The organism is Pedobacter sp. 01N416, from assembly GCF_056399685.1.
This window is the reverse complement of sequence record NZ_JBFTRT010000165.1, coordinates 1-20,078: the sequence shown is the minus strand read 5'-3', so window position 1 is coordinate 20,078 and position 20,078 is coordinate 1. Positions and strand designations below refer to the sequence as shown.

19 protein-coding genes and 1 pseudogene are annotated in these 20,078 nt (G+C 40.1%); 14 read left to right on the top strand and 6 right to left on the bottom strand.

Annotated features, from left to right (window positions below; genetic code table 11):
• Positions 1–291: 291 nt before the first annotated feature.
• Genes AC1DND_RS11130 through AC1DND_RS11110 form a run of 5 tightly spaced genes read left to right on the top strand, consistent with a single transcriptional unit; the run spans position 292 to position 6,266 of the window.
• Positions 292–3,423: a SusC/RagA family TonB-linked outer membrane protein gene (locus AC1DND_RS11130; RefSeq protein WP_477581624.1), complete on the top strand. Its 3,132-nt coding sequence runs from the start codon at positions 292–294 to the stop codon at positions 3,421–3,423.
• Between the two features lie 13 nt (positions 3,424–3,436).
• Positions 3,437–4,918: a RagB/SusD family nutrient uptake outer membrane protein gene (locus AC1DND_RS11125; RefSeq protein WP_477581623.1), complete on the top strand. Its 1,482-nt coding sequence runs from the start codon at positions 3,437–3,439 to the stop codon at positions 4,916–4,918.
• A 26-nt stretch (positions 4,919–4,944) separates the two neighbouring features.
• Complete coding sequence (locus tag AC1DND_RS11120) at positions 4,945–5,097, top strand: hypothetical protein (RefSeq protein WP_477581621.1); 153 nt, start codon at positions 4,945–4,947, stop codon at positions 5,095–5,097.
• 13 nt (positions 5,098–5,110) lie between these two features.
• Complete coding sequence (locus AC1DND_RS11115) at positions 5,111–5,311, top strand: hypothetical protein (protein WP_477581620.1); 201 nt, start codon at positions 5,111–5,113, stop codon at positions 5,309–5,311.
• Positions 5,295–6,266, top strand: coding sequence for a sterol desaturase family protein (locus AC1DND_RS11110; RefSeq protein WP_477581619.1), 972 nt, complete (start codon positions 5,295–5,297; stop codon positions 6,264–6,266). Before AC1DND_RS11115 ends, AC1DND_RS11110 begins: the two co-directional genes overlap by 17 nt.
• A gap of 50 nt (positions 6,267–6,316) precedes the next feature.
• Here the strand turns inward: AC1DND_RS11110 and AC1DND_RS11105 are convergent, their stop codons facing one another.
• The 3 genes from AC1DND_RS11105 to AC1DND_RS11095 all read right to left on the bottom strand — a co-directional run bounded on the left by AC1DND_RS11105 (position 6,317) and on the right by AC1DND_RS11095 (position 8,001).
• Complete coding sequence (locus tag AC1DND_RS11105) at positions 6,317–6,967, bottom strand: helix-turn-helix transcriptional regulator (protein ID WP_477581617.1); 651 nt, start codon at positions 6,965–6,967, stop codon at positions 6,317–6,319.
• A gap of 1 nt (position 6,968) precedes the next feature.
• Positions 6,969–7,406 carry a hypothetical protein gene (locus AC1DND_RS11100; protein ID WP_477581615.1) on the bottom strand — a complete coding sequence of 146 codons (438 nt, stop codon included), beginning with the start codon at positions 7,404–7,406 and terminating at the stop codon, positions 6,969–6,971.
• 76 nt (positions 7,407–7,482) lie between these two features.
• Entirely contained in the window at positions 7,483–8,001 is a 519-nt protein-coding gene (locus AC1DND_RS11095; protein WP_477581613.1) for a hypothetical protein, read from the bottom strand.
• A 264-nt stretch (positions 8,002–8,265) separates the two neighbouring features.
• On the opposite strand from AC1DND_RS11095, the gene AC1DND_RS11090 reads away from it, so the two are divergent.
• From AC1DND_RS11090 to AC1DND_RS11070, 5 genes are all read left to right on the top strand, one after another.
• Entirely contained in the window at positions 8,266–8,595 is a 330-nt protein-coding gene (locus AC1DND_RS11090) for a DUF4870 domain-containing protein (RefSeq protein WP_477581611.1), read from the top strand.
• 10 nt (positions 8,596–8,605) lie between these two features.
• A complete protein-coding gene (locus AC1DND_RS11085) occupies positions 8,606–9,508 on the top strand; it encodes a hypothetical protein (RefSeq protein ID WP_477581610.1) in 903 nt (300 codons plus the stop codon).
• A complete protein-coding gene (locus AC1DND_RS11080) occupies positions 9,471–9,827 on the top strand; it encodes a hypothetical protein (RefSeq protein WP_477581608.1) in 357 nt (118 codons plus the stop codon). The genes AC1DND_RS11085 and AC1DND_RS11080 overlap by 38 nt, the downstream gene beginning before the upstream one ends.
• Positions 9,828–9,985: 158 nt before the next feature.
• Entirely contained in the window at positions 9,986–10,975 is a 990-nt protein-coding gene (locus AC1DND_RS11075) for a hypothetical protein (protein WP_477581606.1), read from the top strand.
• Between the two features lie 80 nt (positions 10,976–11,055).
• The gene (locus AC1DND_RS11070; RefSeq protein WP_477581605.1) at positions 11,056–11,856 is read left to right on the top strand and encodes a hypothetical protein; all 801 of its coding nucleotides are present in this window, start codon (positions 11,056–11,058) and stop codon (positions 11,854–11,856) included.
• Between the two features lie 183 nt (positions 11,857–12,039).
• On the opposite strand, the gene AC1DND_RS11065 is transcribed toward AC1DND_RS11070, so the two are convergent.
• Together AC1DND_RS11065 and AC1DND_RS11060 are read right to left on the bottom strand one after the other, a co-directional pair.
• Positions 12,040–13,545 carry a S41 family peptidase gene (locus AC1DND_RS11065; protein WP_477581603.1) on the bottom strand — a complete coding sequence of 502 codons (1,506 nt, stop codon included), beginning with the start codon at positions 13,543–13,545 and terminating at the stop codon, positions 12,040–12,042.
• Between the two features lie 280 nt (positions 13,546–13,825).
• Positions 13,826–14,509 (bottom strand): arylesterase, encoded by a 684-nt coding sequence (locus AC1DND_RS11060; RefSeq protein WP_477581601.1) that lies wholly within the window; start codon positions 14,507–14,509, stop codon positions 13,826–13,828.
• A 104-nt stretch (positions 14,510–14,613) separates the two neighbouring features.
• Between AC1DND_RS11060 and AC1DND_RS11055 the strand changes: the two genes are divergently transcribed.
• The 4 genes from AC1DND_RS11055 to AC1DND_RS11040 all read left to right on the top strand — a co-directional run bounded on the left by AC1DND_RS11055 (position 14,614) and on the right by AC1DND_RS11040 (position 19,720).
• A complete protein-coding gene (locus AC1DND_RS11055) occupies positions 14,614–15,303 on the top strand; it encodes an ABC transporter ATP-binding protein (protein ID WP_477581599.1) in 690 nt (229 codons plus the stop codon).
• A complete protein-coding gene (locus AC1DND_RS11050; RefSeq protein ID WP_477581598.1) occupies positions 15,296–17,830 on the top strand; it encodes an ABC transporter permease in 2,535 nt (844 codons plus the stop codon). The genes AC1DND_RS11055 and AC1DND_RS11050 overlap by 8 nt, the downstream gene beginning before the upstream one ends.
• 204 nt (positions 17,831–18,034) lie before the next feature.
• A complete protein-coding gene (locus AC1DND_RS11045) occupies positions 18,035–18,310 on the top strand; it encodes a hypothetical protein (protein ID WP_477581597.1) in 276 nt (91 codons plus the stop codon).
• Between the two features lie 117 nt (positions 18,311–18,427).
• Positions 18,428–19,720 (top strand): gluconate:H+ symporter, encoded by a 1,293-nt coding sequence (locus tag AC1DND_RS11040; protein ID WP_477581595.1) that lies wholly within the window; start codon positions 18,428–18,430, stop codon positions 19,718–19,720.
• 5 nt (positions 19,721–19,725) lie between these two features.
• Here AC1DND_RS11040 and AC1DND_RS11035 read toward each other — a convergent pair.
• Positions 19,726–20,078, bottom strand: a pseudogene (locus AC1DND_RS11035) (sulfatase); the annotation flags it as partial.

Below are 20,078 nucleotides of genomic sequence, written 5' to 3'. Positions count from 1 at the left end.
ACAATGCACCATTTACAATTTGTTTCCATGCGAATGTGCCTTTCCTGTTGTTGCTAATACAGCAGCGCTCCTCACCCCCATTCTTTTTTAAATAATTACTGGCCTAAGGCTAACTGCAGAAGTGTATCTTTTCTAAACAGCGTACAAAATGAGATAGTGTCTATCATAAAAAACAAAACCGACAGGGAAGCCCTGCCGGATATTATTCGATAACCAGCGTAACGCCAATCACTTCTGGTTATCAAGTGTTTTACTAACAATTCAAATCATTAAATAAAACTGTATAAATATATGGAAAAATCTATCCATAGAAAAAAAATAGCCACCAGGCTGATGGTATTTCTTGCAATTGCCATCTTTACCAAAAATGCAAGCGCACAGCAAAGTACCCCAATCATTAACTCAACGTTAATAGGATCAGTAAAAGATTCGATAACGAAACAGCCTATCGGCAATGTGGTTTTGGCCATAAAAGGAACTACACATGCCGTAACCAGCGCAGCCGATGGAAGCTTTTCGTTCCGTACCGGACAAAAATTCCCTTATACCCTCATAGTAAGTTTTATTGGTTATCAAACCAAAGAGATTGTGGTTGATGGAAGCCCGATTACCATTCTATTGGCAGAAAAAGCAAGTAGCCTGAACGATGTTGTTGTAATGGGGTATGGCAGCCAGAAAAAAAGCGACGTTACCGGATCGGTAGGCTCGGTTTCCAAAAACCTGTTGGCACAACCCGCTGCAAGTTTCGATAATATGCTACAAGGCGGTGTTTCTGGTATCGGCGTAACACAAAACTCGGGGCAACCGGGCGGTACAGCCACGGTGAGGATCAGGGGCGGTAATTCCATCTCATTTGGTAATGCGCCGCTCTACGTTATAGATGGTTTTATTGTATACAACAACAACGACAATGCTAACGTTGGTTCCATTGGCACCAGTTCAAACGCACTCTCCACCATTAATCCAAGCGATATCGAATCGGTAGAAGTACTAAAAGATGCATCAGCAACAGCCATTTACGGATCGAGAGGAGCCAATGGGGTAATTATCATCACCACAAAAAAAGGGAAAAAAGGTGTAAACAACGTAAATTATAATGCCTATTACGGTACGCAAACCGTAGCAAGAAAGCTCAATTTACTAAATGGAGCACAATGGGCAACCTTAATAAACGATGTAAATACAAGTGATGGTGTGCCGAAAACTTATAACGATGCACAAATAGCTACGTTTGGTTCAGGATCAGATTGGCAAGGTTCGGCTTTAAGTAACGCACCAATCTTTAATCAAGAGCTTTCTGTTTCAGGGGGAGATGAAAAATCGAGGTATTTAATTTCGGGCAATTACTTTAATCAGGACGGTGTAATATCAAATTCAGGATATAAAAGATATTCAGCAAGGATTAATTACGAGAAAGACATTTCAGAAAAATTTAAAGTTACAGTCAATTTTTTCGGCAGCAGATCTATAGAGAACAAGCTACCGGGCAGTGCATACAACAGCATTAACTTTAGCAATGCCTATGCAAGCTTAATCCTCACCAGCCCTATTGCCACAATTAAAAATGCCGACGGCAGCTATAATATCAGTAATCCACTAAATGCAGTGCCAACTAATCCCTTACAGGATATAGTGACCACTACAAACCAAAATACCCTCAACCGGATATTGGGCAACATTGCAGCCGAATATAAAATTTTAAAAGATCTAACACTTAAAGTTACGGCAGGGGTCGATATCCTGAACACCAATCAGCAATATTATGCCCCTTCTTTTACAGCCTCACCGGCAGGAGGATCTACAGGTTATGCTACCAAAGGCTATGCTGCCCTGGGCTCGGGCAATGCATTAAGCTGGCTGAACGAAAATACCCTTACCTATAACCATACTTTCGGAGATAAACACTTCCTCAATGCACTTGTGGGTTATTCTACGCAGTACGAAAATGGTAAATCTTTTACCACATCAGCGCAACAGTTTCCCAACGATTTAACCACGTTTGATAATTTATCTTATGCTGGTATTGCCAACCTGCCCAACTCAGCTGCCCACAGTTCGAGCCTTAACTCGGTTCTTGCACGTATTAACTATTCTTACCTGCACCGCTACAATATTACCTTATCCGAAAGGGCCGATGGTTCTTCCAAACTTGGTAAAGAAAATAAATGGGGATTCTTTTCTTCTGTAGGTGTTTCGTGGAATGTTAACGACGAAGAATTTTTTAAACCGCTCCAAAATATAGTTAACAGCCTGAAAATTCGCTTAAGTGCAGGCCAAACAGGCAATTCGGAAATACCGCCATACAGTTCGCTCTCTTCATTGTCGCCAACCAACTATTACCTTGGCGGGAAACTGGTTACTGGCATATCGCCCATACAAATTGCCAATCCGGACCTGAAATGGGAAACCACTACTCAGTATAATGCAGGTTTAGATTTGGGCTTTGTAAACAACCGGATAACCATTGCCTTTGATGCTTATTACAAAAAAACAACCGATTTATTGCTTAATGTGCCGCTCCCATTATACACCGGCTATGCAAGCGCGCTAAAAAATATCGGGAGTGTATCTAACCGTGGTATTGAGTTTTCTGTGAATAGCGAAAATATAAAAACACCCGCTTTTAACTGGAAAAGCACATTGATTTTTAGTGCCAATCGCAACAAGGTGCTAAGCCTGGGAGAAAATGTAAAAAGCTTTTTCCCCGTTGCGCCAACAGGACAGGTGTCGCCCGTAATTGTACAGGTTGGCTTGCCGGTTGGTACTTTTTGGGGTTATAATACGAACGGACTTTTAAAAACGGCCGATCTTACTAATGGCACACCACTGTTGGGAGGTGTACCGCAGCAGGCTGGCGATACAAAATATGTAGATAGCAACCAGGATGGTATTATTACCACTGCCGATAAACATAACCTGGGTAGTGCACAGCCAAAGTTTACAGGCAGTTTAAACAATACTTTTAATTACAAGGGAATAGATCTGTCGATATTTTTCCAGGGTTCTTATGGCAACAAGGTATTTAACTTGCTTCAGCAAAGTTTAGAGCGCCCTACCCTTACCCAAAACGCATCGGCAACATTGTTAGACCGTTGGACACCACAACACCAGGATGCGACTGTTGCACGCGCCACCAACTCGCCGGTACCACAGGTAACCGACCGCCTAATTGAAGATGCCTCATACCTAAAGCTTAAAAACGTTTCATTGGGCTACACCTTTAAAACAGAATGGGCAAATAAAATCAAGTTTAAAAATTTAAGATTTTATGTGTCCGTTCAAAATCTGTTCACCGTTACAAAATACACTGGCCTGGATCCTGAGGTAAATTTTTACGACAATGACAATACCAAACAGGGAATCGATTTTGGAACATACCCGGCCACCAGAACCTTTTTGGCTGGCTTATCCATTACTTTATAAAATTAATATACAGATGAAAAAAACAATCACCCATCCTATAATCTGGTTATTAACAATCATAATATTTACGGCTACAGCCTGCAAAAAACTCGAAGAAAACCCGAGTTCAGTTATTGTAAGTTCGCAGTTTTTTAAAACACAATCGGATGCGATTTCTTCAGTTAATGCCGTTTATAGTTCTTTAAACAGCGACCCGAACGGCGATTTCCCTTTATATGGCCGCCAATTAAACCTATTGGTAGAAAATGCAAGCGATAACCAGATTTTTAGTCCGAGCAATACCAACCCTGATGTGCGGGCTTTAGGTGTATCAACGTATATCCCTTCTAACAGCCGGATACAGAAAGTATGGCAACAATTGTACTTCGGCATCAATAAGGCCAATATTGCGATTGATAATATATCCAATGTTTCTGCGGATACCGTTTTAAAAAACAGGCTGGTGCGCGAAGCCAAATTTATAAGGGGCCTGCTGTACTTTAACCTGGTGAGGTTATATGGCGATGTACCATTGGTACTGCACGAGCCTAAAAGTGTAAATATTGAAGATTTATTGGTTAAAAGAAGTGCTACTGCAGCAGTTTACCAGCAGATTATTGCCGATTTAACAGATGCCACCAGTTTGCCAAAAAATTATGGCACAGCCGATTTAGGCAGAGCAACATCGGGCGCAGCCCACTCACTGCTGGCAAAGGTATATGTTACGCAGCAATTATGGCCCAAAGCCCTTACCGAACTCAATACCATAATAAACGGTGGTTACGGTTATGCACTGTTTCCTAATTATAAAGATGTTTTTCAAAAAGCAACCAAGAACGGCATCGAGCATATTTTTTCTGTACAGTTTGAAAGTAATCTGGGGGCAAAAAATGTTGTACAAAATCTCAGTCAGAGTTTTACTTCATTTAATACAGGAACTTTCCCCATTGATGTACCTGCCAACAAAAGTGTTTACGAACTTTTTTCTCCTATAGATACCAGACGCGAAACCACTTTTTATGATTCTGTTTACAATGCGGCAACAGGCAAGTATGTGGTTTTTAAAAATGCCTATACGCCATATTTCAACAAATTTGTTGATTATACCTTAAGCCCCTTAAATACCCAGGCACAGAGCGGGGTAAACTATCCTGTAATCAGGTATGCAGATATATTGCTGCTTTACGCAGAAGTGGTAAACAACATCAGCGGGCCAAGCACCGAGGCTTACAATGCCATTAACAAAGTAAGGGCAAGGGCAAAAATTGCAGATTTAACGCCTGGTTTATCTGCAGATGCATTTAAAGACTCTGTTTTCTTAGAGCGTAGAAAAGAATTTATCCAGGAAGGCCATCGCTGGTTCGATCTGGTAAGGCAGGGTGGTAATATTTATGTAGATGCCCTCAAAAAAATTCCCGAAAAATTGGCTGTTTCCTCAAAAAACATCCTGTTTCCTATCCCTCAAACCGAAAGAGAACTCAATACGCTACTCACACAAAATCCGGGATATAATTAATTATTAATTTAAAAAGAAAGAAAAAAATGACAGCATCAGACTTTAGCATCTTAGGGAAAAAGATATTGGTGGGCATTATTGTAACGCTGATCCCCTTTATCATCATTTTTGGTGGCCTTTACCTTACCCAGCGATTACTTGGCAACAAGCCAGCACCACAAACCATTAACAAAAACTAAAATCCTATGAACCATGAAAATCGAAGAAAAAACCCGGCAAAAAATCATTAGAAATGCGGTATTAAGCCTCTTTATCTATGTATTGCCTATTGTGTTAATGTTCGTTACGTTTTACATTACCGGCGACAGGCCCTGGCTAAAACAACAGCACAAAGCTGAAAAAACTAAATCTGTAAACCCTAAAAATTCATCAAGCAATGGAACCAGTGATTAATTTTATCAAAAACATAATCGAAAACCTAAATGGTTTCGGTTTTCCTTTTTTAGTATTCTTTATTGGCGTACTCGAATTCTCTTTTGGCTTATATAAAGGTAAGTGGCCAAAAAACGAACGTTTTGTTGATATCGCCTGCTTTACCCTGCCAAGATTGGTGATCAGGCCAATTGTGGCCTACTATGGCCTAAAATTTTTACCATCCGTACTGCCTGGTTTAAAGAATACCTTTGAGTGGGTCCCTTTCTTTTGGGGTTGCATCATTATTGCCATTGCCGATGATCTTACCCAGTATTGGTACCACAGGCTGCACCATGAAATTCCGTGGTTATGGCGTTTTCACCGTACCCACCATTCTGCATCGTATATGGGCATGGCCATGGCCAGCAGGCAGAATGCCATTTATACCCTGTTTTTTTCACAAACCTACTTAACCACAGCCCTGGTATATTTAGGACTTGGCATACCTGCCATTGTGGTAAGAGGAATTAAAGGTACCATTACCACCCTGGCTCACTCGAGCATTCCGTGGGATAAACCTTTTTACAAATACAAAATACTGCACCCACTGGCCTGGGTACTCGAAAGAACAATTTCTACACCAGCTACCCACCATGCGCACCATGCGGCCACAACAGATGATGGCGTGGGTTACTACAAGGGCAACTTTGGCAATATGTTTTTCTTATGGGACATTATTTTTGGAACAGCTTTAATTACGCGCAAATACCCTAAGGCTTATGGCATTTCGCATTACGAAGGCGACCAATGGTATGCACAATTGTTATGGCCTATTTTTAAATCGAAAGTTGCCGGTAGTGAGTTGGCTAAAAATGGCCCTGTTGTAAGAGTAGATGAATTTTTACCTGCTAATCACACGGAAAAGAGAGATGAAGATACTTTTGAAGAAGAAGAATTTTATTACCAGCCTAAACCTACATTGGTAAAGAACTAATTTTAAAGGTCGGAATTTTTAATTCCGACCTTTAAAATTAGGATTATGTTTTAACCAACATTTTGCAAAAACAAGTTCAAATCCTCTTCTTTCCCTAAACCTAACTTTTGTTTAATCCGGTAGCGGCTCATGCGCACACTTTTGGCTTCGATATGCATCAGCTGGGCAATTTTTTTGGTATCCATCTTCAAGTGCAGATAAGCGCAGAGTTTTAGATCGAGTGGGGTGAGTTTTTGTTGTGCCCTTTGATTTAACAGCGAGAAAAATTCTGGATGTACCTGTTGGATCTGAAATTTTGCTTCCTCAAAATCGTTATCCAAAAGCAGTTCTTCATTCCAGATTTTATTAATATTCAGTTGATCGTTGGCACTGAGCTTTTCTTTGATCTGAAAAAGCATCTCTTTTTTATGTTCCAATTGTAACTGATTGGCCATTACTTCTTTCTGTAATTGTTGTTGCTGGCTTTCCAATAACAGTTGCTCTACCTTTAACCTTGCCTGCTCTTCCTTTTCCAGCCTCATCTGCAGTTCAGCATCCTGCTTTTCCAGATGCAGCTGTTTTTCACGCTGCAGTGAATACCTAAGCCTGAAATGATAGGAACGGAACATAAATATCAGGCCAAGCAAAGAAGCGATCGCAATACCAATGTATAGATACTTTTGCTGTTGCGCATATTTTTCACTTTGCTTTAACAGCTTCACCTCATTGTTTTTTTTTTTCAGTTTCGTATTGTACTTCTAGTTTTTGGGCATTCAAAGCCTGCTTCTGATCAAAGAGTTTACTGTTGTATGCTGTTGCTTTTTTCTGAAACTCAAGTGCCTTTGTGTAATTGCCATTTTGCTCATAAAAGCTGGATAATGCCGTTACAATATTGATCAGTGTATAATAATATGGCGCCTGCTGGTCTTTCATCATACTATAGGCCTCTTGTAAATACCCTTCAGTCATGGCTGTATTTTTATCTCTTTTGGCGTATTCGCTCAAAATTCCCAAACTACTCGCCCTAACCTCTTCCCCATTCAGCACTCCTCTCATTACGTCGTTGGCCATATTTGCGTACCGAATGGCATTTGCTTTCGCAGCCTGATCTGTATCAGGGAAGTATTTCAAATAATAATCTGCACTATTGATGCAAGCCATAGCGTATGTTTTTCTGGCAACGTATTGAGGGTACTGTTTAAAAAGATCTTGCACTTTATCTAAGTAGTAAATAATGCTATCCCGCTGTAATTCTTACGCCGTCCCACCTCGTATTCAGTGCATATAACTGGTAATATATTTTAGCAGTAAGATAAGGATCGTATTTTTTCTCCAACATTTTAAGCCCCATCTGGCAATACTTAGTTACCAGTTCGTTATTGTCGATAGCATTGTAAAATAAAGCCTGCGCATAATAAGCATAAGCTAAGGCAATAGGCTGTTGTGCCTTTTGCCCAATAGCTAAAGTGGTATCGCTTGTTTTTTTCAACAAAGCAAACTGCTTCATATTTGCATAAACATTAGTCAGCATGGCATATGCTTTTGTGGCTTCGGTAGCGTTTTTGAGTTTTATGGCCAAACTTACACTTTGTTGCGCCTTTACAATTGCGGCTGCATAGTTTGCATTAACCCTATATCTTTCTGCCAACTGCGTAAGCAGGGCTGGTTTATCCTTCTCACTTAAATGATCGAGCGCTGTACTATCCAATAAGCTTTGCGCCTGGGCCGTATAACAACCTATAACTATCCCAATCAAGAGTAATATGTTTTTAAAAACCAGATGCTTCATATCGTAAAATTAGTATAAAGATTGGAGCTTGGGTAAAATTGTAGACAAAAGCTGAAAACAACTAAAAAACATAAAACACTAACCAACAACAACTTAAGAATACCTGTAGATGTATTGTAGACGTTTTTAAAAAATACAGTAGATGTTCTGTAGGCGGCAAGTTCTTTTAAAGAGCGATGATTAACTCCAAATTTGAACTAAATAATTTTTCAATCTAAAAAAACAGAAATCATGGACAACAAAACCCTTTCAATCATTTCTTACATCACCCTTATCGGTTGGTTAGTAGCTTATTTTATGGGAAAAGATAAAGCTGACAATTTGCTTAAATATCACTTAAGACAGTCGTTAGGCCTCGCCATTGTGAGTATCATTTTCAACATAGCGTTTACCATCATTGCCCTTGTAGTGCCCAGTTTATCTTTTTTGGGGTTTGTTGGTTATGCATTTATCATTCTTTGGGTTATGGGGATTATCAATGCGGCTAATGGTGCACTAAAACCCGTTCCACTTATTGGTAAATGGTTCGAAGACAAGTCTTCATTTGTTGGTAAATACTAAAAAGAAGTTTATGCGCCTCAACATCAAAAATGTCATGCTAATGGTGATGGTCTCGACCATCACTGCATGCAACCTTAGGGTAAATACCCCCGAAGAATATTTTGACCAGGCAGYCTTAAACGCCAATGATATATCACGTTTTGGCACTTACTATTTTGAAGGCTATCAGGAATATCTTAAAAAGGTATCTGGTCCCGGTAAAGTTACCAATTGCGAAGAATACATGAAAAATTCGATTGCCAGGGCCGAAAAGAACTTGGAGAAAGTAAAGAAACTGCAGCCAACTCCAGAAACAAAACCTATGCTGGATGCTTCAATAATACTGCACAACTATGTTTTAACAAGTTACAAGGAAGAGCATCTCAAAATAGCCAAAATGATAGATAAACATGGGCCCGAGGAAAACATCAACAAGGCCTTAACTGAACTCGATACCAAACCCTATGACTCATTTGCTCAAGGCTTTGGTGTTTTAATCGATGATAAATCGGGCTTAAAAAGCTGGAGTGAAGATGAAAATTTTTTAAACCAGTTACTGCCCTTTGCACAGGCAAACGGTTCGGGTTCGTTTTATGCGATTTGGAACGATGGAACTAATAAAGGTTTAAACCAAATKCCTGTTGTGGTTTTTGGAGACGAAGGAGGAGTTCATATTGTTGCAGAAAATATTCAACAGTTTTTACATTTACTCACCTATGATACCGAAATCTGGGTTGATTCTGAGGAAACCTATTTCTATAAAGATGAGAAAAGCTATGAAGAAAGTGAAGATCTGGGTGAATATTTAAAGTGGATGAAAGGCGATTACAACCTGGATCGGATTGAGGCGCCCAATGAGTTGATTAACACCGCCCAGCAAAAACACAAAGAAAACTTTGATCAATGGTTTGGAGGGTATTTTAAGGAAGAATAAATTACGCAATAAAGTAACAATGTGGAGCGATAAATACAACTATTATAACATTAAAAGCGATCGGGAGCATGCTGTAAAAATAGAAGCCGATAGCGTAATGAATGTGCTGTTACAAACGGGGAATTTCGTTCGAAAAAATCATCAAACCTTAAGCAATGCAGATCATTTTCCTTGGGTCGACATTATTTTGGCAGAAGCAAAAGATGGAAATTTTGCTTCTTCAATAAAGAAAACAGGCTTTATTAATTTGATTGCCATTGTTTGTGCCAAAGGAAAGACCCTTGATCAGGAGCTATACATTAAAACATTTTTAAATTAGCCGAAAAATTAAACTGGAGGCTATATCTGGAAGCAGATGATCAGGGAAATGAAAATATAGAAATTGGCCACATTCTTTAATTTCCGTTACAATAAAAACAAAATACAGCGCAATTAAGGAAAAATCATCATTTTGTAATCCATCTAACCTAAACAATTATGGGAAAAGGACTTTCGATATTCTGGATACTTTACATGTTGTTTTTTGCCATTCCCTTCCCGATGTTGTTATATTACAACATTAAGAGCGACAACATGCCGAACTTGATGGAACGCGACCCATGGCTATCGTTAAGTTTGGTAGCGGTTGCTGTGTTATTATGGATTATTCTTTTAATAGGCTATTACCGTAAATGGGTAATCCGTACTTTTTCGATAAAGCACAATATAGAAAAACTCAAAAATACCGGTGAGCCACGTGAAGCCAAAATTATAGAGGCTGTAAAAGTGTCAAAACCTAAAGTGGCTTATGATGCCTATGAACTCACACTCCAGTTTAAAAATCTGGCGGGTAGTGAAATCAGGCAAAAAACCACAATAAACGATTCAAAACCTTACGAACGCCGCTATGAGGTTGGTAAAACCGTGGGCATACTGTTGGATAAGGAAGCAAACAAAGTCCCTTATCTCATTATCGCCAGTACAGAAGTGAGCATAAACAAAACCATAGTAGCGCTGGTTAACTTGGGTTGGCTCACTTTTACCTGTATCGTTGCTGGCTATTTTGTTTATTCCTATTCCTCAGAAAGCGAAGGCATGGGCTGGCGTTTTATGAGCATAGGTCATCCGTTATTGGTTTGCCCCGCAGTACTTCTTTTTTACCGGTTTTTAGGTACTATTATCCAAAGCAAATTTTGGGGTAAGCCAAATGAATTGTTCCCAATCAAATTTAAAGGTATCCGGACAACTGCCAGGTTGATTAAGGCCAGCCAGACCGGAACCTTTATTAACGAACAGCCAATGATTAACTTTGAACTGGAATTTACCGATCAACATAACCAAAAATATAAGGCAAACCTAAAAAAGATTGTTGACCTGCTCGATCTGGATATAACCAAACAGGAACATGTATCCATTTTTTACCTCAAAGAAAATCCACAGAAAATTGCCCTTGAAAAAGACCTGAACGAAATTAAAGGAGAATTCTGATGAAAAACTTAAACAACATCTCCAGCCTGATCATATTGTCTTGCCTCCTGTGTTTGAGCTGCAAACAGGTCACAAAAAGTGTGGACGAAACCTTTCATCCAAACGATTCTTTGGCTAAAAAATACAATAAAGAAAACCGTATCGGATCAGAAGGCGAATATACCAGAACCACTAAAACGACAACTTCTACACATCATCATCAGGAGAAATTTGTGGTGATAAACGGTGATACGGTTAAAACGCCAGAACTTCAGGACAAGGCAAAAGAACTTTTTCATGATCTGGAACTATTAAAACAAAAGCAAACACCAGCAGATAGCAAGGAAATCCAAAAAAGGGTAAATGAATTTTTAAAGGATATGAACCTGCCTCAGCCAGGGGCAAAAAACAGCAATACAGAAAAACCAACAGCAAAAGTCAGGAAAGGAATGTTAAGTGCTTCACAATTAGCACAGGCTGAAGAGAAACTAAGGCGGCTGCCACAATACCGTGATAGAGAAATTGTGATATATGAATCTGTACACTTTTATGAGGATGGCTCCATTAAACTGGCCTTACAGCATCCGGAAAACCCTAAATATGTAGATGCATACCAATACAAAGATGGTTATTGGTCTGATCCAAAACCTGTACAGGCCAGGAATATCGAGCGCAGGACATTTCCTTTAAGTAAAATAAATTTTGCAGATGCACACAAGGTAATGCAAATTTATAATGATAAAGCCGCTCAGGTTGAAGGTGCAAAACCCACCACTACGGCCTACATTTCAATTTGGGATGATGGTATGCGTTGGTTTCCTTCCACAATAAATGGCAGCCGCGAGCGCTACGACCTGCAATTCAATAACGATGGTACCCTAAAGCGTTTTAGGCAGGAGTGAAAAATAAGAATGGGAAAAGCTTATTCCTTTTGTACAACAGAAAATTGATGCTCAAGTTTTCCCGATTTTCAGGTTCAGATCTGCCGTCGTTACCATAAAGTTGCTGACCACGTAGTAGCTACAAGACAATTGAAAATACTACTTCTACTTGTAAAACAAGTTCAGCAGGACAAAATCTCGAATCTATTTAACCAAACTCAATGCTTTTCTTAAATCTACATCGTTATTGCGCACCACATCTTCGGGTTTGTAGTTTACAACATAATCGGGAACAATACCTCTCCCTTTAACTGGATTTTTAGCCATCGAAACTACCCTCATCCAAGGAAAATCGACTGCAATTTTGGTATTGGGCAAGGTTAGTTTCTGAAGGGTTACCCCATTACAGCCCTCTTCAGTGCCTGCGGTTTCCCTTCCTATAAATTTAACATTCTTCCGTTGTGCTTTTAAAGCAGCCGTAAGCAATGCGCCCGACGAAAAGGTAGCACCATCAATTAAAACAATTAGGTTCCCGTTAAAATGATCCTTTTCTGCCAGTTGAAAAGGCCCATAAATCCGGCCAAATGCAGGGGTTGCATTAATATGATACCAATTACCTTCTTTACCGCCAGTTTTAAAGCCCAGCACAAATCCTTGCGTTACGGTTGTATCAAAATATTTTGAAAAACGGTTCTGTGCCAGATCGGCAACTCTTGATTTCWCATCCTTAACAATGTTAAAAGAGGAATCGGCGAGGTAAGATAACAATTGTGTAGCTACCCTGATGTCACCACCTGTATTGTGCCTTAAATCTAACACCAGGTTTTTGATTCCTTTTTCTCGGATCGATGCAAAAGCATTTTTATACACAACAGTATCTGCGTATGCAAAAGGAGGTGCCGAAAACCATGCGGTGGCTGTTTTTTTTAAAAACCTCAGCCGACGATCAGGAATATCCTTGACAACAACCCAGTTTGCAAAATTATCGACTGGTTTTAACTTCGGATCTTCTGCTATTGCCCCATCTTCTGCCGCTTTCACATTTATGTTTTTTATTGCACCATTAGCGGTACGAAGTTTAATCTGATATGGGCCTGGCCAATGGTAACATTTATTACAGGCATCTTCAAAACCGTCATATTCGCTCAGAAATAGTTCTTTAAATGTTTCAGCATAACCATCTCCGCAATACAAACCATATCCATGTTCAATTATTGCCGAAACCGCTATTCCGTTAATATCGATAATTTCATCTCCTGTGTTCACCTCGGTTGTTTGATGCATCGTTATCCATACACGGTGGTTCCTTACCAGTACTTTAAAAGGGAGGTGGGGAACCTTTTCATTGGCCGATGGCTTAAATAATGCTGAATGTTTTAACTGCGTATGCCCGCACCTCAACCCGCAAATAAAAGGATAAATCTGATCGATAAACTGGCTTTCGGTAAGTGGCGATTTTATTGAGGTATAAGTTTTATCATAGGCCTTTTGCAGATCTGCAGGTGAGGTATAAAACCCATAGCCAGGATGCAATTCTTTAACTACCGACCACAAAACAGATAGATCATCATGCATGCTTTTTACGTTAAGCATATTTTTACCAAGTGTTTCAGTAACTACGCTCCTTCTTTTATTTGAAGTATTGCCTCCACAACCGAAGGCAATGACCATTAGAAAGAAAACAAAGATTTTCACAAGATGCGTTTTCATTGCAGGATGATTATTTACATGCAATATACTGGAAGTTAAATGGGAACTAAAATTTCAATCATCCACTGCTAGATTATTAACCAACATTTGTGATTTTATTTTTATTTCAAAATAATAGCAGATCTTAAACCCCAAGGCAATAAGATTCCCCACTGCATGGGAATGACGATCGACTTCGACCTCATAACAACTCTGTACCCTCTGCGCCTTTCTCTTTGTGGCCTCTGCGGTTAAAAAATGGAATTAATTCTGAAGATTAACTGCGGTTAAAACTGTTTAACTACAACAAATCCTTCAACACTACCCATACGTTTTCGGCAAGAATCTTATCTCCTTCAGCAGTTGGGTGTATACCATCGGCCTGGTTTAATGTCGGAACACCACCCACCTTATCCAATAAAAAGGGGATCAGTGCCATTTGGTTTTTCTTTGCCAGATCAGGAAACATGTTTTTAAAGTCGGCAGCATATTTGGCACCCATATTAGGCGGAACCTGCATACCGGCCAACACCATTTTAGCATCAGGGTATTTAGCTTTTACACGATCAATAATCGCTTGAAGGTTTTTAACCGTTTGTGATACAGGCAACCCGCGCAATCCATCATTTGCGCCAAGTTCGAGCACGAAAATATCCACTCGCTGCTTAAGTAACCAATCTATCCGCCCTTTTCCGCCAGCAGAAGTTTCGCCACTTAAACCACCATTAATTACTTTGTAAGGCATTTGTAAAGAATCGATCCGATTTTGGATCAACGCCGGGTAAGCTTCCGTTGGATCGAGTCCATAACCTGCAGTCAAGCTGGTCCCAAAAAAGAGGATATTCTTCTGCTCRGTAGCCACGGAAGCCGTTTTTTGGTCAGTCGAATCTAAAGTTTTATCGGCATTGCTTTTATTTTCGCGGTTTCCGCAGCTCAGCAGTACAAGGCTCAAAACAAATAGCCCCATTAATCGTTTTCGTAACATATCTAATTAATCTATATCTAATTATTGTTTAAACCATTACCTTAACAGGCAGTGCCTCGTTATGTTTGGCCACAATCTATACGCAAACCCTAAAAATTCAGCTATTGGAAAGCATATTGAACATCCGAAATGTAAGCAAAATTTACCAAAGTGCCGGACGGAAACTGACCGTTTTGGATAACATTAATTTTTCGATAGCAGCTGGCTCAACTGTGGCCATAACGGGTCCTTCGGGAAGCGGAAAAACAACCTTACTTGGTTTATGTGCCGGATTAGATAGGGCCAGCAGCGGAACGGTTGAACTGAATGGTATTGCCTTAGAGAAACTGAATGAGGATGAAAGGGCGGCAATCAGAAATCAATATGTAGGTTTCATTTTTCAGAACTTTCAACTGTTGCCCACTTTAACGGCACTCGAAAATGTAATGGTACCTTTAGAATTAAGGGGGGCAAAAAACATCCGCTCACATGCATTGGAACTGCTGGATAAAGTTGGCCTTGCCGACCGTTCGCATCACTATCCCGTACAGCTATCAGGTGGTGAGCAACAGCGTGTTTCGCTGGCAAGGGCATTTTCGAATCAACCGGCTATTCTTTTTGCAGATGAACCTACCGGAAACCTTGATGCGGAAACCAGTGAAAAAGTGATCAAATTGCTTTTTGATTTAAATAAAGATGCGGGAACCACATTAATTATCGTAACACACGATCTTGAACTGGCTGCCAGAACGGCAAGGAGCATTAAAATTAAAGGCGGCGTAATCATTTCAGACGAAAACCCTACTTATGCCTAATAGCCTCCCAAAACAATCTATTAAGTTTTCGTGGCTATTTAAAATGGCCTGGCGCGATAGCAGGAAAAACCGTGCACGTTTATTACTCTTTATCTCCTCTATTGTTTTGGGCATTGCAGCCCTCGTTGCGGTTTATTCGTTTAAAGATAACCTGCAAAAGGATATTGATGCACAGGCAAAAGAACTTACAGGAGCCGATCTGGTTTTAGATAGCCGGAAGGGCGTAAGCAAAGCGATGCAAAAAATGCTCGATACACTTGGTGATGAACGATCGCAGGAGAAAACATTTGCTTCGATGATCTATTTCCAGAAAGGCGGAGGCAGCCGCTTGGTACAGATGAAAGCCCTGGAGGGGAATTACCCTTATTATGGCACAATAGAAACCATTCCCCTAGCCGCTGCAAAACATTTTCAATCGGGAAGAAATGCATTGGTAGATCAAACGCTAATGCTGCAGTTTAATGCAAAAGTTGGCGATTCGGTAAAAATAGGCGATCTCAATTTCAATATACTGGGCACTTTAACCAAAGCTCCGGGCCAAACCGGTATTGGTGCAAGTATTGCGCCTACCGTTTATATTCCATTACAAATCCTCGATAAAACCAATCTGATTAAAACCGGAAGCCGGATCAACAATAAATTTTATTTCAGGTATAACGATCCATCCAAAATAGATGAATGGGTTAAAAAGCAGGACAGCAAATTAGAAAAAGAAGGTTTCGATGCCGATACGGTTGAATCGAGGAAAGAACAGACCGGAAGATCGTTTAAAGATGTAAACCGTTTTCTGGCTTTATCTGGTTTTATCGCTTTGCTGCTGGGTTGTGTTGGTGTAGGTAGCGCTATCCATGTGTACATTCAGGAAAAACTAAGTGCAATTGCCACACTGAGGTGCTTAGGATTAAAATCACGTCATGCATTTTTAATCTACCTTATCCAGGTCTTTTTCATTGGCTTAATTGCCTCTGTTTTAGGGGCAGCTTTAGGCACAGGGATACAGTTTTTGCTTCCACTGGTATTAAAAGATTTTCTACCGATCGAGATTACCATGCAGGTTTCCTGGCTGGCAGTTGGTCAGGGTATTTTATTGGGGCTGATCATCTCGATCCTCTTTGCACTTCCCTCACTCCTATCCGTAAGAAGGATTTCGCCATTAAATGCCATCCGGATTTCTTTCGAAAAAGCAACTGGAAAAAGAGATCCGCTAACCTGGTTGGTATACCTGTTTATGGCGGTCTTTATTACGGCCTTTACGCACTTGCAGATGAAAACATGGATACAAACGCTGGCTTTTACCGCAAGTATTGCCATCGCTTTTGTGCTGTTGATTATCCTGTCTAAAATATTGATGTTTCTGGTGAGAAAACTCTTACCCAATTCATCCAGTTATTTATGGCGACAGGGCTTTGCCAACCTTTACCGGCCGAATAACCAAACCTTGATGCTTACCGTTTCTATAGGTTTATCAACCGCATTTATCTGCACCCTATTTTTTGTTCAGGGGATCTTAATGAGTCGCGTTACACTTTCATCAGGTGCTAACCAACCTAACATGGTGATGTTCGACATCCAGAATACGCAAAAAGAAGGATTGGACAGTTTAACCAAAGCTTTCAAATTGCCGCTAATGAACCAGGTGCCTGTAATTACCATGCGCATTGAAGAAATTAACGGAAAGAAAGCCAGTGCAGATACCAATAACAGAAGGGCTTATCGCAACGAAATCAGGGCTACCTACCAGGATACTTTAACCGCAGCAGAGAAAATTACATCAGGCAAATGGACTGGAAAAATAAAATCTAATGAAACGGTTTATATTTCACTGGATCAGCGTTATGCCCAGCAGATTCATGTTGAGCTGAATGATAAAATTCTTTTTAATGTGCAGGGTATGATGATACCAACAGTTGTTGGAAGTTTGAGGGAAGTGAACTGGAGCAGGATGCAGACCAATTTTAGGGTTGTTTTTCCAGCAGGGGTATTAGAAGAAGCACCACAATTTCATGTGTTGATGACCAGGGTACCATCGGGCGAAGTTTCAGCCCGTTTTCAGGGAGAAGTGGTGCAAAAATTTCCAAACGTTTCAGTCATCGATTTAGATCTGGTATTAAAACTCTTAGATGAGCTGTTAAGCAAAATCGGTTTTGTAATTCAGTTTATGGCTGGCTTTAGCATGGTTACCGGTTGGATTGTTTTAATCTCTTCGGTATTAACCAGTAAAAACCAGCGGATAAAAGAAAGTATTTTGTTGCGGACAATGGGTGCCAGTAGAAAGCAGATTTTAGCAATAAATGCGATTGAATATTTCTTTTTAGGTGCTTTTGCCGCAGGCGCCGGATTAATTTTAGCCATCAGTGGAAGCTGGGCATTAGCTAAATTCACTTTCGATGCAGCCTTTGTGCCTCCATTGGTACCAACCTTATTGTTGTTTGGCTCAATTGTATCGCTCGTGGTAATTACTGGTATTTTAAGTACAAGAAGCATCCTAAACCAACCGCCGTTAAAGATTTTAAGGACGGAGAGTTAAGCGGTGAGCGAGAGGTATTAACCACCGAGCAAACAGAGAAAACTTTCTACGCTTTAAGATTAGCTTCGCTGAGCACTTCGTGGTTCCCGCCTGCGCGGGAATGACGACCGTTCTTTGGAATCGAACCACTACTTTGCATCATTACCAGCCTTCTCTTTGATGATTGTAGCCACAAAACAGGCTAATCTTTAAACGTGACACCAAATGTTAGGTTTACTTTATTCCATTGCTGTTCAAGCTCAACAACGGATTAAAACAATCCTACAAGTTTTACTAATAATTGATACTTTTACGATTATGATCAGATTAAACAATGATACGCCCAACGATATTCTCCAAGATGTAAAAATCGGCGATATGGTAACCGATACTTTTAGCAAAACCGGCCTCGTAGAAAACATAGAGATTAGCGATGATGGCCTGTACCGCGTTTACGAGTTTCATCTCGTTACCGGCAGAACCATTACTGTTAAAAAGTAAAAAGCGTTAAAAAAAATGAAATAAAAGGATAGACACAGATAATATTAAAATCAGTGTTTATCTGTGTGCATCCGTGTTAAAAGCTACATTTAATCACATTACCTAAGCCCTAACCAAATGTCATTACTTATCCTACTCTTCGGCATCCTGTTGCTTTTCGTGCTGATCTTGAAAAAGATCAACCCAATGATTGCCCTAATTGCTGTGGCAATTATTACTGGTCTTTTATTGGGAATGCCTGCCACAAAGGTAATGAGCTCTATCAGCAATGGTATAGGCAGCACGCTGGGCAGCATGGTAATGGTTTTGGCGCTTGGAGCGATGATGGGTAAATTGATTGAAGACAGCGGATCGGCAAAAAAGATCGTTTTCATATTGATCGGGGCCTTTGGCAAAAAGAACATTCAATGGGCTGTGCTGTTAACCGGTTTATTGGTGGGGATTCCTTTGTTTTATAATGCAGGTTTTGTGGTGTTAATCCCTTTGGTTTTTGCCATTTCTGCCACAACAGGACTATCAAAATTATACATCGGCATACCAATGGCCACAGCCCTTTCGGTAACACATGGTTTTTTACCGCCCCACCCTGGCCCGATAGCTTTAGCTGGTATTTTCCATGCCGATATTGGTAAAACATTGATTTACGGTTTAACTTTAAGCGTACCAATTGCAGTTATTGCCGGAATTTATTTTCCGCGATTGATTCTCAAACGCGATCAATCGGTAACTGTTCAGCGTTTCAGTATCAATGAAGAAGAAAACCTTCCTTCCGCTTCAAGGAGTTTCATTACCGCATTATTGCCAGTATTTTTAATTATTGCGGGAACGATAGGGAGTAGTTTTAAATTCGATTATATCAGTAAACCGCTGTTTATATTTTTAGCCGATCCTACCGCTGCCTTATTAATTTCGGTTATTATTGCTTTAGCGATTCAAAAAACTTCCATTACAAAAGCAATGGAATCGTGCGCTGAAGGTGTTAAAAGTATTGCCATGATTATCTTAATTATTGCAGCAGGCGGTGCCTTTAAACAGATTTTGATTGATAGTGGTATGGGTGAAACAGTAAAACAACTTACCGGTGGGCTGAATTTATCGCCATTATTACTCGCATGGTTAATTACCGCATCACTTAGGGTAACCCTGGGTTCGGCAACAGTGGCCGCACTAACCGCATCGGGTATGGTACTCCCTTTAATTGGCCCCGGAACACCTCCAGAGTTAATGGTTTTATCGGTTRGTGCGGGGAGTCTGATGTTCTCACACGTAAATGATACTGGTTTCTGGATGTTTAAAGAATACTTTAACCTAAGCCTGAAAGAAACTTTCAGCACCTGGACCATGATGGAAAGCCTGGTTTCTGTTTTAGGTCTTATTGGGGTGCTCCTGCTTAATCAATTTGTCAATTAAAATGGCTACTGCTTAACCGGAGCAATATAATCCTTGTTTAATTCAGCTACTTTTGGTGCTTTAACATCTATGTTCCACTTTTGTAACAAGCCAAGAAGTTCTTCTGCTTTTTTAGGGTTTTTATCTGCCAGATTATTTTTCTCACCTATATCATCTTTTAAGTTATAGAGCTGAGTTGAACCATCTTCGAAATAATAGTGCAGTTTCCAATCGCCTTTACGGATAGTTTGTCCGGGCCTTGTCCTAAAAATCGGATCGTTGGTCTCTTTATTTCCGCCTTCTAAATAAATCGGAAAATACCAATATAATGGCCGTTCTGCGAGGTTCTTATTATCTTTTTGAGTGAGCAGATAGTTAT